The 14,467-nt window shown below is 68.4% G+C and carries 16 protein-coding genes; 5 read left to right on the plus strand and 11 right to left on the minus strand.

The window, feature by feature from the left end; all coding sequences use genetic code 11:
• The first annotated feature begins 27 nt into the window (after nt 1–27).
• From D9V41_RS15925 to D9V41_RS15935, 3 genes are all read left to right on the plus strand, one after another.
• A complete protein-coding gene (locus tag D9V41_RS15925; protein ID WP_121795581.1) occupies nt 28–1,191 on the plus strand; it encodes a sensor histidine kinase in 1,164 nt (387 codons plus the stop codon).
• Nucleotides 1,188–1,865 carry a response regulator gene (locus D9V41_RS15930; protein ID WP_121795582.1) on the plus strand — a complete coding sequence of 226 codons (678 nt, stop codon included), beginning with the start codon at nt 1,188–1,190 and terminating at the stop codon, nt 1,863–1,865. The genes D9V41_RS15925 and D9V41_RS15930 overlap by 4 nt, the downstream gene beginning before the upstream one ends.
• 217 nt (nt 1,866–2,082) lie before the next feature.
• Nucleotides 2,083–2,370 carry a GIY-YIG nuclease family protein gene (locus tag D9V41_RS15935; RefSeq protein ID WP_121795583.1) on the plus strand — a complete coding sequence of 96 codons (288 nt, stop codon included), beginning with the start codon at nt 2,083–2,085 and terminating at the stop codon, nt 2,368–2,370.
• Nucleotides 2,371–2,746: 376 nt separating this feature from the next.
• Here D9V41_RS15935 and D9V41_RS15940 read toward each other — a convergent pair whose 3' ends face one another.
• Nucleotides 2,747–3,700 carry an NAD(P)/FAD-dependent oxidoreductase gene (locus D9V41_RS15940; protein ID WP_121795584.1) on the minus strand — a complete coding sequence of 318 codons (954 nt, stop codon included), beginning with the start codon at nt 3,698–3,700 and terminating at the stop codon, nt 2,747–2,749.
• Nucleotides 3,701–3,781: 81 nt separating this feature from the next.
• Here D9V41_RS15940 and D9V41_RS15945 point away from each other — a divergent pair, with 81 nt between their 5' ends.
• Nucleotides 3,782–4,366, plus strand: coding sequence for a helix-turn-helix domain-containing protein (locus D9V41_RS15945; protein ID WP_121795585.1), 585 nt, complete (start codon nt 3,782–3,784; stop codon nt 4,364–4,366).
• Nucleotides 4,367–4,611: 245 nt separating this feature from the next.
• Here the strand turns inward: D9V41_RS15945 and D9V41_RS15950 are convergent, their stop codons facing one another.
• The 9 genes from D9V41_RS15950 to D9V41_RS15990 all read right to left on the minus strand — a co-directional run bounded on the left by D9V41_RS15950 (nt 4,612) and on the right by D9V41_RS15990 (nt 12,119).
• Nucleotides 4,612–5,202: a PIN domain-containing protein gene (locus D9V41_RS15950; RefSeq protein ID WP_121795586.1), complete on the minus strand. Its 591-nt coding sequence runs from the start codon at nt 5,200–5,202 to the stop codon at nt 4,612–4,614.
• Between the two features lie 65 nt (nt 5,203–5,267).
• Nucleotides 5,268–5,711, minus strand: a complete 444-nt coding sequence (locus D9V41_RS15955) for a helix-turn-helix domain-containing protein (RefSeq protein WP_208006901.1) — start codon at nt 5,709–5,711, stop codon at nt 5,268–5,270.
• A gap of 187 nt (nt 5,712–5,898) precedes the next feature.
• The gene (locus D9V41_RS15960) at nt 5,899–6,564 is read right to left on the minus strand and encodes a metal-dependent transcriptional regulator (RefSeq protein WP_243697314.1); all 666 of its coding nucleotides are present in this window, start codon (nt 6,562–6,564) and stop codon (nt 5,899–5,901) included.
• Nucleotides 6,565–6,568: 4 nt separating this feature from the next.
• A complete protein-coding gene (locus D9V41_RS15965) occupies nt 6,569–7,411 on the minus strand; it encodes a metal ABC transporter permease (RefSeq protein WP_121795587.1) in 843 nt (280 codons plus the stop codon).
• A complete protein-coding gene (locus D9V41_RS15970; protein ID WP_121795588.1) occupies nt 7,408–8,133 on the minus strand; it encodes a metal ABC transporter ATP-binding protein in 726 nt (241 codons plus the stop codon). The genes D9V41_RS15965 and D9V41_RS15970 overlap by 4 nt, the downstream gene beginning before the upstream one ends.
• On the minus strand, nt 8,130–9,026 hold the full coding sequence (locus D9V41_RS15975) for a metal ABC transporter solute-binding protein, Zn/Mn family (RefSeq protein WP_121795596.1): 897 nt from the start codon (nt 9,024–9,026) through the stop codon (nt 8,130–8,132). Before D9V41_RS15975 ends, D9V41_RS15970 begins: the two co-directional genes overlap by 4 nt.
• A 517-nt stretch (nt 9,027–9,543) precedes the next feature.
• Nucleotides 9,544–10,338, minus strand: a complete 795-nt coding sequence (locus tag D9V41_RS15980; RefSeq protein ID WP_121795589.1) for a TIGR03084 family metal-binding protein — start codon at nt 10,336–10,338, stop codon at nt 9,544–9,546.
• 1 nt (nt 10,339) lies between these two features.
• Nucleotides 10,340–10,951, minus strand: a complete 612-nt coding sequence (locus D9V41_RS15985; RefSeq protein WP_341770335.1) for a TetR/AcrR family transcriptional regulator — start codon at nt 10,949–10,951, stop codon at nt 10,340–10,342.
• 85 nt (nt 10,952–11,036) lie between these two features.
• Nucleotides 11,037–12,119, minus strand: a complete 1,083-nt coding sequence (locus tag D9V41_RS15990; protein ID WP_133434222.1) for an alpha/beta hydrolase — start codon at nt 12,117–12,119, stop codon at nt 11,037–11,039.
• Nucleotides 12,120–12,225: 106 nt separating this feature from the next.
• Between D9V41_RS15990 and D9V41_RS15995 the strand changes: the two genes are divergently transcribed.
• Nucleotides 12,226–13,563: an ATP-dependent 6-phosphofructokinase gene (locus D9V41_RS15995; RefSeq protein ID WP_243697315.1), complete on the plus strand. Its 1,338-nt coding sequence runs from the start codon at nt 12,226–12,228 to the stop codon at nt 13,561–13,563.
• On the opposite strand, the gene D9V41_RS16000 is transcribed toward D9V41_RS15995, so the two are convergent.
• A complete protein-coding gene (locus D9V41_RS16000; protein WP_121795592.1) occupies nt 13,550–14,254 on the minus strand; it encodes a GntR family transcriptional regulator in 705 nt (234 codons plus the stop codon). The two genes, D9V41_RS15995 and D9V41_RS16000, sit on opposite strands and share 14 nt — an antisense overlap.
• Nucleotides 14,255–14,467 lie beyond the last annotated feature (213 nt).

Consider the following 14,467-nt stretch of genomic DNA (forward strand, 5'->3'; position numbering starts at 1 on the left):
CTGACGCCACTGCTCTAGGTTCGATGCGTGGACAGCGCACCTTTCCGACTCGGACCTCGCGGACAGCGGTGGTTCGACATCGCCCTCGCCTCGGGGCTGATGCTCGTCGGCCCGTTCGCCGGACTCGGGCTCGGCGTGAGCCAGAGCCTCGGCATCGGGCTCGCCGTCGGACTCGTCGCGACGCTGCAGATCCTCCCGCTGTACTGGCGCCGCAGGTACCCGGTCGCCGCGTTCTTCGCGGTCTACGCCGCTCACGCCCTGCAGGTCCTCCTCATCGACACACCGCTGCCGAGCCAGTTCGCCTTCCCCATCGCGCTGTACTCGATCACTCGGTGGCGAGGCCTGCGATGGAGCCTGCCGGCTCTCGGGATGAGTTTCGTCGCAGCCATCGTCGCGTCGATCGACTGGATGCTCTCTCCCTACAGCACGACGGGCACGATCATCAGCAACGCCGTCGGCATCGCGCTCATCACCTTGGTCGCCTGGGTGCTCGCCCAACTGGGGCGTACCCGCGAGGCCTACGTCAACTCCCTCATCGAACGCAGCGAGCGCGTCGCCCGCGAGGCCGACCAGCGCGCGCAATTGGCCGCGCAGTCCGAGCGCAACCGCATCGCCCGCGAGATGCACGACGTCGTCGCGCACGGACTCTCGGTGATCATCGTGCAGGCCGACGGCGCCCGGTACGCCGCCGCCGCACGGCCCGAGGCCGCGACGGAGGCACTGGAGAACATCGCCGCCACCGGCCGCGAGGCGCTGACCGAGATGCGATCGCTGCTCGGCCTGCTGCGCGAGGGTGACACCGGCGTCGCCCCGCAACCCGACCTCGCCGACCTGCCCGGCCTCATCGAGGAAGCGCGCACGTCGATGACGCTCGACGCCGAGATCGCCGAGGACCTCAGCGCGGTGCCCTCGGGTGTCGCGCTGACCGCCTATCGCCTCGTGCAGGAAGCGCTCACCAACGTGCGCAAACACGCCGGACCCGACGTCCACGTCTGGATGCGGGTTCAGCAGGAAGGACAGGCCCTCCGGCTGCAGGTTCGCGACGACGGCCGCGGCGCCAGCGCCGCCAACGATGGAGAGGGCCACGGGCTCGTCGGAATGCGCGAACGCGTGGCCGCCCACGGTGGCGAACTCACCGCCGGACCCGTCGTGGGTGGCGGTTACGCGATCGATGCGAGGATTCCCTGGTGAGCGATTCCGTACCGATCCGAGTGTTCCTCGTCGACGACCAGCAGATGGTGCGCGCAGGATTCCGGATGCTCATCGAGAGCCAGGACGACATGACCGTGGTGGGTGAGGCCGGCGACGGTGCCGAGGCCGTCAACCTGCTCAAGGTCACGCGCGCGGACATCGTCCTCATGGACGTACGCATGCCGCGGCTCGACGGGGTCGAGGCGACTCGATCGCTGGCTGCCGTGCCTGAGGCGCCGCGCGTCATCGTGCTGACCACGTTCGACCTCGACGAGTACGCGTTCGCCGCGATCAAGGCCGGCGCGGCCGCGTTCCTGCTCAAAGACGCCGCTCCCCCGGATCTGCTCGGCGCCATCCGCGCGGTGCACGCGGGTGACTCGGTGGTCGCGCCGTCGACGACTCGGCGGCTGCTCGAGCACTTCGCGAACACGCTGCCCGACCCCGCCGCCCCCGCCCCGCCCGCACATGCGCGACTGGCCGAGCTGACCGAGCGGGAGCGCGAGGTGCTGGTGCTCGTGGGGCGCGGGATGTCGAACACCGAGATCGCGAGCGAGCTGTTTGTCGCCGAGGCGACGGTCAAGACGCACGTCAGCCGGTTGCTGGCGAAGACCGGCTCCCGCGATCGCGTCCAGCTCGTCGTCCTCGCCTACGAATCCGGCCTCGCCGGCGCATAGACCGTGAATAGGTGGTCGAGTAGGAGGTCGCTCAGCGACCGACGTATCGAGACCACGTCACCTCCACCGGTCTCGATACGCGGCTCGCAGAGCTCGCCACTACTCGACCACCTATTCCGGGTGGTCGAGTAGCCGCGAGGAACGAGCGGCGTATCGAGACCACACGCCTGTGGATGACGGACTTGGCGTTCTTGCCCGCGCGCGGTGCGATGGCTCGATGGCGTGGGTTTACATCCTGGAGTGCTCCGACGGCAGCTACTACGTCGGAAGTACGAGGAACATGGAACGGCGGCTCTGGCAGCACCAACGCGGCGAGGGCGCTGTCTACACGCGATCGCGACTCCCGGTCCGGCTCGCCTTCGCGCATCAGTGCGAGAGTCCGGCCGAGGCATTCTGGTTGGAGAAGCGGATTCAGAAGTGGTCGCGCGCCAAACGTGAAGCGCTCATCCGTGGAGACTTCGACGCTCTCCCCGCATTGGCGAAGAAACCCTCCCGCCGGAAGTAGCTGGACGTGGCGAGTGGTCTCGATACCCGGCTCCAAGAGGCGATAGGTGGTCGAGTAGGAGGTCGCTCAGCGACCGACGTATCGAGACCACGTCGCCTCAACTGGTCTCGATACGCGGCTCGCAGAGCTCGCCACTACTCGACCACCTATGCCGGAACCTCGCTCGTTCCGGTTCCTGAGTAGCCGCGAGGAACGAGCGGCGTATCGAAGGGCGGTCGCTACTCGACCACCTACAGCGGGGATAGGTGGTCGAGTAGGCCGGAGCTCTGCGGAGGCCGTATCGAGACCACGTCACGTGGTCTCGATACGCTCCCTCGTTCCTCGGTCGCTACTCGACCACCTACGGCTCGCCACTACTCGACCACCTACGGGTACTTCACGAGGGTTGGCGGTGGCGTTGGACGGCGAGGTCGGTGTCCTCGTGGGCGAGGTCGGCGTTGATCTGGGCCGCCGTGGTCAGACCGGAGCCCGCCGCGGCGACCACCATCGAACCCAGGTCCGACGCGTTGCCCGCGGCCCACACCCCGTCGACCTGCGTGCGGCCGGACGGATCGATCGGGATCAGCTCACCGAACCCCGCCGGATGCGGTTCCAGCTTCCCGCCGAGCTGCTCGTACAGCGCGCCACGCGCGACGAACCGCGGAGCGACGGTGACCGCGTCGACCTCGACCTCGGTCCCGTCGGCGAGCACGACACCGCGCAGCTGCTCTCCGTCGTCGCTGAGCCGCTCGACGCGTCCCTCGATAATCTGCACCCCCAGCGCCGCGAGCTGCTCGGTCTGCTCGTCGCTCAACGGTTCCATCTCATGGACGAACAACGTGACGTCGTCGCTGAGCTGCCGGAACAGCAGCACCTGGTGCAGGCTCGCCGCACCACGCCCGACGACACCGATCCGCTGACCGCGTGCCTCCCACCCATGGCAGTAGGGACAGTGCAAGACGCTGCTCCCCCAGAACCGCTGCAACCCGGGCACGTCGGGAAGCTCGTCGATGAGCCCGGAGGTCAACAGCAGGCGCCGTCCACGCACCTCCGTGCCGTCCTCGATCCGCACGCCGAACTCGTTCCCCTCGCGCGCGGCCTCGACCGCACGCCCGTCGAGGAACGTGACGCCGTATCCCTCGGCCTCGCGGCGCCCGTGCGCCAGCACCTCGGCCGGGGGCATGCCCTCGCGGGTCAGGAAGTTGTGCACCCCGTGTGCGGGGGCGTTGCGTGGTTCCCCCGCATCGATCACGACGACCGAACGGAGCGAGCGGGCGAGCGCCACCGCCGCAGCGAGCCCGGCGGGCCCGCCACCGATGATGACGACGTCGTACTGCTGGTTCTGATTCATGAAGCCTCCTCGTTCGGCACCAGCATGCGTACCCCGATGCGAGGACTGCAAATCACTTTGCTGCTATGGCAAACTGCACGTATGGACGCCACCGAGCAGACACTGGCCGGAGTGGGCAGCCGGCTGCGCGCCGTGCGCAACGGCCGCAAGCTCACCCTCACCGAGGTCGCGCAGGACGCCGGCATCTCCGTGAGCACGCTGTCGCGGCTGGAATCGGGGCAACGCCGCCCCACACTCGAACTGCTGTTGCCGCTCTCGCGCGTCTACGGAATCCCGCTCGACGAACTCGTGGGCGCACCGGCCAACGGCGATCCGCGCATCCACATCCGGCCGGTCCGCCGGCACGGCCAGATCATCCTCCCGCTGAGCCGCGGCACCACCGGCGTCCACGCGTTCAAGCACGTCCTCCCACCTTCGCGCAAACCCGCGAAGCCGTCACCGAAGGCGCACCCCGGCCACGAATGGCTCTACGTCATCCACGGCAAACTGCGTCTCATCCTCGGCGAGCAGGACCTCGTACTCGAGGACGGTCAAGCGGCCGAGTTCGATACCCGCACCCCGCACTGGTTCGGGGCGGCCGGTGACGAACCGGTGGAGTTCCTCAGCCTGTTCGGCCCGGAAGGACAGCGCGTGCACGTCACACCGGGATCGGAGCTCGGGGGCTAGTTCCCGCTTAGGGGCGGAGGACGTTCTCAGCGACGGGTCCTGTCGGCTCTCGTTCCACTCTCGATGCACGCTTCGTAGGCAAGAACCGTCGCCGAGCGGTTCGCGGTCCGGCGTTGGCAACAGTGAGCAGTACCGATCGTGAGCGCCTCCCTCCCTGTCGGCGCTCGCTGCCTGGCCGAGCTCGGCGACCTACGTGACCACCTGCAGCTTGCACGGCTTTCCGCATCGATCGATCCAGCCCGTGATCAGCCGGATGCCGTTAACCCGGACAGCACTTTCACATTCTCAGCGACCACTAGCGCGAACTTGGGACAGCCCGCTTTCTGCAATGCCTCATCGAGACGCTTGGGAGGTGAGTCGGGATTCGTCTTAAGCCTCTGGTTCCAGTACATAGCCTGTTTGAGCGTGACCTCTCGGACGGTGTTCGGGCTGTTAGCCGCAACGAGACAATAGAACTCATCGGGCGTATACACGTCGAACGGGAGCTCCGCTGAGTCGCCAAAGTCCTTGGCGTTGTTGGTCAAGAGGACATCGGCCCCTGCCGCCGCTGCGGCGTTATAGACATGGGCGTCATTGATGTCTTTCAGAGAAGCAACCTCGCCACCTGGCCACTCGCTGAGGATGTCATCGAAGAACTTTTGAAAGTGCTCTTCGCGGCGACGACGGCTGCTGCCGTCCATAGCAGGGTACCGCAGCCGCCACACTCGGTGGGCCTCATCCAAGACATCCTGGGACGTGACCACCGCATACATATAGCACTCGACTTTGAGCATGAATAGCCAGTCGTACTGAGTCTTACTTCCCAGCACGTTGGCGTCGACGAATACGCGGTGCATCCGCCAAGACTACTGTTTCATTACCCCACAGGGCTGCTCACTTGGAGAGTGGCGAGGCTCCGAGCTCAGTCGTCGATGCCTAGCTCGTCGTCGATTCTGCGCAGCTCGTCCAAGGCACTCCGCTGCATCTCCCTACGGCGACGCAAGAGCTCAAGGACTTCGTGATGAGCGAAACGGTGATGGGTCCCGACCTTGCGAGAGTGCAACTGCCCCTCTCGGACAAACTTCATAAGAGTCGGCCTCGAGACCCCTAGGAGGTCCGCCGCGGTGGTCGATGTCAGCTCATCGGGCATGGAACGAATAGAGACGTCACCCTGTGTAAGTCCGTCGAGCACGAAGCGGATGGCAGCTGTGAGCCCCGCGGGCAACGTGATGTGCTCTCCGTCGTCGAGCATCAGGCGCACTTCGACTATCTGACGATCATGCTTCTGCTCTACGACGTCCCGAGCTTCCTGCTGGACCTCATCCTCGACGTGGATGGTCCCGGCCCTGTTCAGCAACTGCACCATGGCGCCGCTCCTACCTACGTGAAAACAACATCGAAAATTGGATCGCTAAGCCGCGCTGCTCGATTGCACTTGCAACGTTAGCGCGTTACAGATGTAAGTGCAACTTCTCTGCTGGTCCGAGCATGAGGCAAGGCGCGCATCGTGTTCTCTCGGATCGTGTCGACTCGCGCCGTCGCCGACGCGGCGCCTAGAGCTCGCTGACCCAGATCGCCTCGGCGGCCGGAAGCCCGAGGTCGCGCTCGACTCCCGAGACGCTGACCTTCATCGTTCCGGCGAACTCGTGGCGCTCGTGGACGTCCAGGATGACATCGAGACCGATGCCCTGATCAGTGAGGAATCGCAGCAGCTCGGGGTCGGCGTCGGAGACACGCGCCACGCGTACCCGCCCGCCCTCGACCGTCGACAGCTGCCGCGCGTTCAGATCCGGGAGATCGCCGGTCGCCGTCGGGATCGGATCGCCGTGCGGGTCTCGGCTCGGGTCGCCGAGTGCGGTGGCGAGTCGCTCCATGAACAAGTCGGACACGGCGTGCTCGAGCACCTCGGCCTCATCGTGCACCTCGTCCCAGCCGTAGCCGAGGTAGTCGACGAGGAACGTCTCGATGAGCCGGTGCCGCCGCACCATTGCGAGCGCTGCGCGACGGCCCGACTCGGTCAGCTCGACGTCGCCGTACCGCTCGTGCGTGAGCAGTCCCTGTTGCGTGAGCTTCTTGACCGTCTCGGAGACGGTGGACGGCGATTGACCGAGCCGCTGGGCCAGGGCGCGAGAGGAGATGGGCTCATCGCGCCACTCGCGACTCGTCCAGATGACCTTGAGATAGTCCTGGTTCGACGCGGTCAGCTCGTCGGGGTGCACGGTCTCAGGCTAGTCGATCGGTCTCGCGGAGCCGCCGCCATCGGGTCAGCAGCCCGGTGCGCGGCGCGGCGAGATAGGCCAGGGCGAACGCGACCGCCTGACCCAGCACGATCATCCCGCCGGGCGCGACGTCGAGATGGAAGCTCGCGGTCAGCCCGGCGATCGACGCCACCACCGCGACGACGGGCGCGAGCACCAGCATCCGAGTGAAGCGTTCGGTGAGCAGCCGCGCGGTGGCACCGGGGATGATCAGCATCGCGACCACGAGGATGACGCCGACCGCCTGCAGCCCGACCACCGTGGTGATCGCGAGCAGCCCGAGCAGCAGCATCGTGAGCCGCCGCGGCGACATGCCGACGACGTGCGCGTGCGCGGGGTCGAACGCCCACAACACCAGGTCGCGGCGCTTGACGATCAGCACGACCGAGACCAGGACGGCCAGCACCACGACCTGCATCACCTCGGCGTCGCTCACTCCCAGCACGTTGCCGAACAGGATGTGGCCGAGGTCGATCTGACTCGGGACCACCGAGATCAGCACGAGCCCCAGCGCGAACAGGCTCGTGAAGACGATGCCGATCGCGGTGTCCTCCTTCGTCGGGCCGGAGCGCACCGCGCCGATCAACGAGACGGCGAGCACGGCGAACGCGAGCGCCCCGATCGCGAACGGCCATCCGATGACGTACGCGAGAACGACCCCCGGCAGCACGGCGTGCGAAACGGCATCGCCCATCAGCGACCACCCGACCAGCACGATCCAGCAGCTCAACAGCGCGCAGACGACGGCCGAGGCGACGGTCACCAACAGCGCGACCTGCATGAACGAGTACCCGAACGCTTCGATCATGCGTCGCCCTCCCAGCCGAACGCCTGCGCCAGATACTCCGGCGTGACGGCAGTGGCGGCGGGACCAGCGGTCACCACGCGCCCCGCACGCAGGATGACCGCGGCGTCGCACCAGTCGGCAAGGCCATGCACGTCGTGCGTCGAGACCAGGACCGTGACGCCGCTCGCCGCGGCGTCACCGACCACCTGACGTAGGGCCATCTCGCTCGGCAGGTCGACCCCGGCGAAGGGCTCGTCGAGCAGCAGCACCTGCGCTTGCTGCGCGAGCCCCCGCGCGACGAAGGCGCGTTTGCGCTGCCCGCCGGAGAGCTGCCCGATCTGGCGATCCTCGAGTCCGAGCAGACCGACCCGCGCGATCGCCTCGTCGACCGCGGCCCGGTCGGTGGCGCTGATCCGGTTGGTCCACCGGCCGCCGCGTTGCCGTCCCATCGCGACGACCTCACGGACGCTGACCGGGAAGTCCCAGTCGATCCGCTCGCTCTGCGGCACGTACCCCAGCGCGGCACGGCGACGGGCTCGCGCCGGAGACTCGCCGAGAATCCGGACCTCACCGCCGATCGGCCGGGTGCGGTCGGCGAGGGTATCGAACAGGGTCGTCTTGCCCGAGCCGTTCATGCCGATGAGCGCGCAGACCACGCCCGGCTCGACCTGCACCGAGACGTCGTGGAGCACGGTGGCGTCGCCGCGGCGGACCCTGACGCTGCGGACGTCGATCGCCGTCACGCGCCTCCTCCCAGACCGGCGGCGATGGTGCGGACGTCGTGCCGCAGGAGGTCGAGATAGGTGGGGACGGGGCCGTCGGCCGCGGAGACCGAGTCGACGTAGAGCGTGCCGGCGAACCGCGTCCCCGCTTCCTCGGCGATCTCGCGCATCGTGCGGTCCGAGACCGTGGACTCGCAGAACACCGCGGGAACGCCACGCTCCTCCACGGCTTGCGCGACGGCGAGCACCCCCTGCGGGGTGGTCTGCTGCTCCGCGTTGACCGGCCAGAGGAACACTTCGTCCAGGCCGGCGTCGCGGGCGAGGTACGAGAAGGCGCCTTCGCAGGTGACCAGGACGCGACGTTCGGGCGGGAGGCTGGCCAGCGCATCGAGCAACTCGGTCTCGATCGCCGAGAGCTCGGTGCGGTAGTCGTCGGCGCGGGCCGCGATCTCGTCGGCGGCATCGGGCGCGAGGTCGATCAACGCTTCCTCGAGCACGTCGACGTAACGCTGCGCTTCTCGCGGCGACATCCAGGCGTGCGGGTTGGCGTGCTCGCTGTCGACGATGGGGAGGGGGTCGGTGTCGCGGCTGACCACCACTCTGGGCACGTCGAGACGCTGCGTGAACTGACCGAACCAGGCCTCGAGGCCCAGACCGTTGTCGATGAGCAAATCAGCAGCGTCGGCGCGACGCAAATCGCCCGGAGTGGGCTCGTAGCCGTGCACCTCCGCGCCAGGACGGATCAGGGACTCGACCCGGACGGCGTCGCCGCCGATCTCGCGCGCCATGTCCGCCACCACCGTGAAGGTCGCGACGACATAGGGGCGCTCGTCGACCTCAGCGGGCGCCGGCGTGCACGCCGCGAGCAGGGCCGCGCCCGTCACGATCGCCCCGATGGACCGAATGTTCGGCATGGCGAACACTCTAGTCATGGCTCTCGTATGGTGCGCGACGAGGAGTCGAACTACGATCAGAGCATGACCGAAGTCGAACGTCACCTGTTGCGGGTGGGGACGGTGCGCACCGCGCTCTTCGTCGCGGCGTTCGTCGTCTTCCTCACCCTTGCCGCCCTCCTCGCCTGAGCCAGATCGCGCGGTCTCGATACGTCGGTCGCTGAGCGACCTCCTACTCGACCACCTACACCCGGGATAGGTGGTCGAGTAGCGGCGAGGGACGAGCCGCGTATCGAGACCAGTCACGCTACGCGGTCTCGCTCCATCGCGGCTACGCCCCTCCTGCGATGGCTCCACAGGCCTCCGCAGAGCTCCGGCCTACTCGACCACCTATGGCGTGACTTAGGTGGTCGAGTAGCGGCGAGGGACGAGCCGCGTATCGAGACCAGTCACGCTACGCGATCTCGATACGGCCTCCGCAGAGCTCCGGCCTACTCGACCACCTATTGGGTGGAGCTCCGCCTACTCGACCACCCGGTTAGCGGTCGGTGAGGGGTTTGGGGTCGTTGCCGGGGAGGCCGGCGAAGGCCTGGGCGATGTCGAGCCAGTGATCGGCGTTCACCCCGTGCGCCTGCACGTCGACGTCCGTCCGATGCCGGCGCCGGGTCGCGAGCAGTGCGAAATCCCAGGCGTCGCCGGTCACGCGTTCAGCCGCATCCTCCGGCCCCCAGGTCCAGACCTCGCCGCTCGGGGCGGTCAGCTCCACCCGGATCGGCACGTCAGGGGCCTGCTCGCCGCGCACCATGTAGGCGAAGCCGCGCGTGCGGACACCGAGATGACAGACGTGACGGACGCGGTCGGTGCGCGGCACCTCGATGCCCACCGCTCGCGCGACATCGTGCGCATGCGCCCAGGTCTCCATGATCCGCGCCGTCGCCATCGAGGCGGGGCTCATCGGCGGCCCGAACCACGGCACCTTCTCGCCTTCAGGCACGGACAGCAGTGCCTCGGACAGCGCCCCGCGTCCCTCGCGCCAGGCCTGCAGCAGCTGGTCCGGTGGCTCCAGCGCCAGCTCCTCCGCCGCGATGTCGACGAATCGCTCTGGATCGGCGGCCGCCTCCTGCATGACCTCGTCGAAGGCCGGGCGGTCACGGATCGCCTGCTCGGACGTCACGTCGGTCCAGTGCAGATGCGCGATCTGATGCGCGACCGTCCATCCCTCCGGGGTCGTGACGGTCTGCCAGCCCGCGTGGTCGAGTCCGCCGACCCAACCGTCCAGCTGCAGGCTTTCGGCGGCGAGGTCGTCGAGGATCGAGTCGAGGACGGATGCCATGTCAGCGCTCCAATTCGTGGTCGAGGGTGGTCGCCCACGCGTCGAGGATCGCGGCCCGGCGCGCGGAGTCGTCACTCAGTGTGGCGGCCAGACCGAGGCCGCGCACGAGATCGAGCGTCGCCTGCACGAGTTGGCGATTACGTCCGCGCGTCTCGTCGATGTCGAGCAGCTCGACGGCCTGCGCGTGGGTCTCGCGGCCGATCCGTCGCTCGAGGTCGCCGACCTGCTCGCGCAACCCGGCGTCGGTACGAGCCGCCACCCACAGTTCGAGCGCGGCGAAGAAGACCGGCGACGTGAAATGGTCGGCCAGCACCTCGAGCACGGCCCGAGTCCGGCCCTCCTCGGGCAGGTCGGCGATCCCGGCTTCGAGCTCGGTGCGCCGCCGCTCGCTGATGTAACCGACGGCGGCGAGGACGAGGTCCTGCTTGCTCGGGAAGTGGTGCAGCTGAGCTCCGCGGCTCACCCCGGCGCGGCGACTGACGACGGTCGTGGTCGTGCCCGCCCAGCCGAACTCGACGAGCGAGTCGACGGTGGCCTCCATGAGACGCTGGCGCATCGCCCGAGTCCGCTCCCCCTGGGGCGTACGCGCACCGGCCACCTCTCCTGCGGTCACCGGCCCAGCATGCTCGGCCCAGCAAAAACAGTCAAGCCTGCCGGTAAGTGGCGGCGCGAGCGGCGCGGGCGGGTGAGGACCCGGGTCAGCCGGCGAGGTGGCCGGAGATCTCTTCGTCGTCGGCGGCGGCATCGACGACGGACTGCTCGGGCTGCTCGCCGACGCAGCGCCGGGCGAACTCGGCGGCCAGGGTGAGCGCGAATTCGGCGTCGGGCACGATGTCGACGAGCGAGACGAAGGCGTGAAGCTGGCCGCGCCACAGGTGCGTCTCGACCTCGACGCCCTTGTCGGTCAGCAGCAACGCGAACGCCTCGACCTCGGGGCGCAGCATCTCGTCCTCGACCGCCACGAGGTGCACCGGCGACTGGATGTACGCCGACGCGTGCAGCGGCGAAGCGAACCCCTCGATCACCGCGCCCTCGGGCAGCCACAGCTCTCGCATCGTGGCCACCCGGCTGATCGGCAGGTAGGCGTCGCGCATCGGCGAGACCCGGACGACGTTCTTGTCGGTGCGTTCGGGGTCGAGACTCAGCAGCGGGGAGAAACCGATCAGACCGGCAGGCGGTTGGATACCGCGACGGGTGGCGAGCTCGCCGACCTTCATCGTCAGGTAGCCGCCCGCCGAGTCGCCGCCGACGACGATCTTGTCCGGGTGCTCGACCTCGGCGAGCAGCGCCTCATAGGCCGTGATCGCCTCGTCGACCGCGTCCGCGACGGTTCCGTCAGGGAGCAGCACATAGTCGACCGAGACCACCACGCCGCCGGTCTCCATCACGAGCCGCTCGCACAAGCTGCGGTGCGACTCGACGCTGCCGGTGAAGAAGCCTCCGCCGTGGAAGTACAGGATCGTGACGTCACTCGTCCGTCCGTCCGCGGGTTGCATGTGCTCGGCGCGCACCCCGCCGAGGTCGATGGACTCGGAGGTGATCCCCTCGTTCGGGACGCGCGGCTTGTACCGCTCGATGGAGCGCAGCCGCGCGAACATGCGGTCGTGGATGGGGACGACCCGCAGCAACGGCTTGATCGTCAGACGCGTTCCGCGCCCCAGGAGTCGGGCGCGCGGGCTCGGTGCGTCGTGCAGCACCGCGTTGGTGTGCACCGCGCGGAGGGGACGCCGCCTCGGCCACCAACGGCCGGGAAGCCGTCGTAGATCCACAGGAAGCGCCATCTCGTCAGGATACCGTCGGAATTCGGCGAAATCAGGGGGCGTGATGCGTTCCACGATGCACCCGAGGCAGGAATCTCTCACCGCCGTCGTCCGATACGGTTGAGGCGTGGTCACCTATGACGACCTGACGCTGCAGGACCTGCAGGTCCGCACCCTCGGCGAAGCCAGATTCGACTCGCCGCTGGCCGAGTACGTCGCCGATCGCGCCACCAACGCCTACTACGTCGCCGAGGACGACCGGGTCCTGGTCGATGACACGATCACCCTGCTCCAGCGGCGCGGCGACATCACCCTCGCCGAGGTGCCGTCCTACGAGCCGGGCGGTCCGCGACGCAAGCTCTTCTTCGACCCCGCCACCACCAAGGTCGGCATCGTCACCTGCGGCGGCCTGTGTCCCGGGCTCAACGACGTCATCCGCGCCCTCGTGCTGGAACTGTTCGAGCACTACGGCGTCACCGACATCATCGGGTTCCGCAACGGATACGCCGGACTCGTCCCCGGCGCCGCACCGGACCCGATCGAGCTCACTCCGTCCTTCGTCAAGACCATCGCCGAGCGCGGCGGCACCGTGCTCGGCTCCTCGCGCGGCAACCAGGACGTCGGCGTCATGGTCGACAACCTCGTCGCGCGCGGCGTCGACATCCTCTTCGTCATCGGCGGCGACGGCTCCATGCGGGGGGCGCACGCCATCGCCGAGGAGGTCACGCACCGCGGCCTCGAGATCGGCGTGGTCGGGGTGCCGAAGACGATCGACAACGACATCCCGCTGATCGGCACCAGCTTCGGCTTCCAGACCGCGTACGCCAAGGCCGCCGAGTCGATCAAGGCCGCCCGCGTGGAGGTCGAGGCGGCGATCAACGGCGTCGGCGTCGTCAAGGTGATGGGACGCCATGCCGGCTTCGTCGCCTGCTACTCGGCGCTGGCCAATCACGACGCCGACTTCGTGCTCATCCCCGAGGTGCCGTTCACGCTCGAGGGCGAGAACGGACTGCTCGCGCAGCTGCGCAAACGCGTGCGCGAACGCGGCAGTGCGGTCATCGTCCTCGCCGAGGGCGCGGGGCAGGACCTCATCCCCGCCAGCCGTCGCACCGACGCGAGCGGCAACCAGATTCTCGGCCACTTCTCGGGCTTTCTGCGCGCCCAGATCGCTCGCGACTTCCGGAACCGCGACGAGCCCCTGACCCTGCGCCACTTCGACCCCGGCTACATCATCCGGTCGGTGCCCGCCGATCCGGCGGACTCGGTCTACTGCACGCGCCTCGCTCAGGCCGCGGTCCACGCCGCGATGGCCGGACGCACCGACATGGTGGTGGGCCGACCACGCCACCGCTTCGCGCACCTGCCCATCCAGGAGGTCACCAAGCGCAGCCAGCGGGTCAACCCCGACGGCGACCTGTGGTTGAGCGTGATGGAGTCGACCGCTCAGCCGATCACGATGCGTTGAGCGGCCCGAACGCCGACAGCAGATGACGCTCGGCCCGCGTCAGGTAGTCCTCGAGCAACGCCGCCGCCTCGTCGATCCGGCCGGCGGCCACGTGCTCGGCGATCTCACGGTTGAGTTCGACGTAGGGACCGTGGAAATCCTCGGCCGAACCGGCCTGGAAGAACACCAGACGCATCTCGGCCAGCAAGCGGCTCATCTCCGCGTCCAGCCGCGAACTGCCGGCGAGCCCGACGATGCCGCGGTGGAACCGCTGGTTCGCCGATGCCACGGTGTCGCCGTTGCCGTCGACCAGGCCCTTCTCGCCATCGGTGACCGCCGCCAGCAGTGCCGCCGCGTCGGTGCGGCCGTCGCGTCGAGCCCGCAGGCAACCCGGCTCGATGACCCGACGAGCGCGGTAGATGTCGCGGACGTCCTCCGCCGTCGGCACCCGCACGAAGACACCCCGGTGCGGCTGCCGCTCCAGGACCCGCTCGGCGATGAGCTGGCTCAGCGCCTCGCGCAGGGTGTTGCGCGAAATCCCCAGCGCCTCGGCGATCGCCGCCTCCGGCAACCGGTCGCCGGGGCGGAGGACTCCGTCCGCCACGCGCTCGCGCACCGCGTCGGCGGCGCGGTCCGAGGACGACGTCAGCACGACCTCGGCACGAGCGGCGGTCAACGCCTCCAGCGCGGCAGTCAGGTCGGTCGCGGTCACCGCCCCATCGTACGAGGGAGCTCGCCGACCCCGGCCGCGGTCGCACCCCACTCGACCACGTAGGCCGGTTTAGGTGGTCGAGTAGGAGGTCGCTCAGCGACCGACGTATCGAGACCCACATCACGTCAACTGGTCTCGATACGCGGCTCGTAGAACTCGCCACTACTCGACCACCTACGTCCGTATCAGGTGGTCGAGTAGCCGCGAAAAACG

The organism is Aeromicrobium phragmitis (assembly GCF_003674095.1).
Classification (GTDB): Bacteria; Actinomycetota; Actinomycetes; order Propionibacteriales; family Nocardioidaceae; genus Aeromicrobium; species Aeromicrobium phragmitis.

What these genes read in the sequence shown, in the direction of transcription:
- D9V41_RS15945 (WP_121795585.1), top strand. Translation starts at nt 3,782, where the DNA reads ATGGACGCCACCGAGCAGACACTGGCCGGAGTGGGCAGCCGGCTGCGC.
- D9V41_RS15935 (WP_121795583.1), top strand. Translation starts at nt 2,083, where the DNA reads ATGGCGTGGGTTTACATCCTGGAGTGCTCCGACGGCAGCTACTACGTC.
- D9V41_RS15955 (WP_208006901.1), bottom strand. Translation starts at nt 5,711, where the DNA reads ATGGTGCAGTTGCTGAACAGGGCCGGGACCATCCACGTCGAGGATGAG.
- D9V41_RS15975 (WP_121795596.1), bottom strand. Translation starts at nt 9,026, where the DNA reads ATGCCGAACATTCGGTCCATCGGGGCGATCGTGACGGGCGCGGCCCTG.
- D9V41_RS15990 (WP_133434222.1), bottom strand. Translation starts at nt 12,119, where the DNA reads ATGGCGCTTCCTGTGGATCTACGACGGCTTCCCGGCCGTTGGTGGCCG.
- D9V41_RS15940 (WP_121795584.1), bottom strand. Translation starts at nt 3,700, where the DNA reads ATGAATCAGAACCAGCAGTACGACGTCGTCATCATCGGTGGCGGGCCC.
- D9V41_RS15965 (WP_121795587.1), bottom strand. Translation starts at nt 7,411, where the DNA reads ATGATCGAAGCGTTCGGGTACTCGTTCATGCAGGTCGCGCTGTTGGTG.
- D9V41_RS15950 (WP_121795586.1), bottom strand. Translation starts at nt 5,202, where the DNA reads ATGCACCGCGTATTCGTCGACGCCAACGTGCTGGGAAGTAAGACTCAG.
- D9V41_RS15980 (WP_121795589.1), bottom strand. Translation starts at nt 10,338, where the DNA reads ATGGCATCCGTCCTCGACTCGATCCTCGACGACCTCGCCGCCGAAAGC.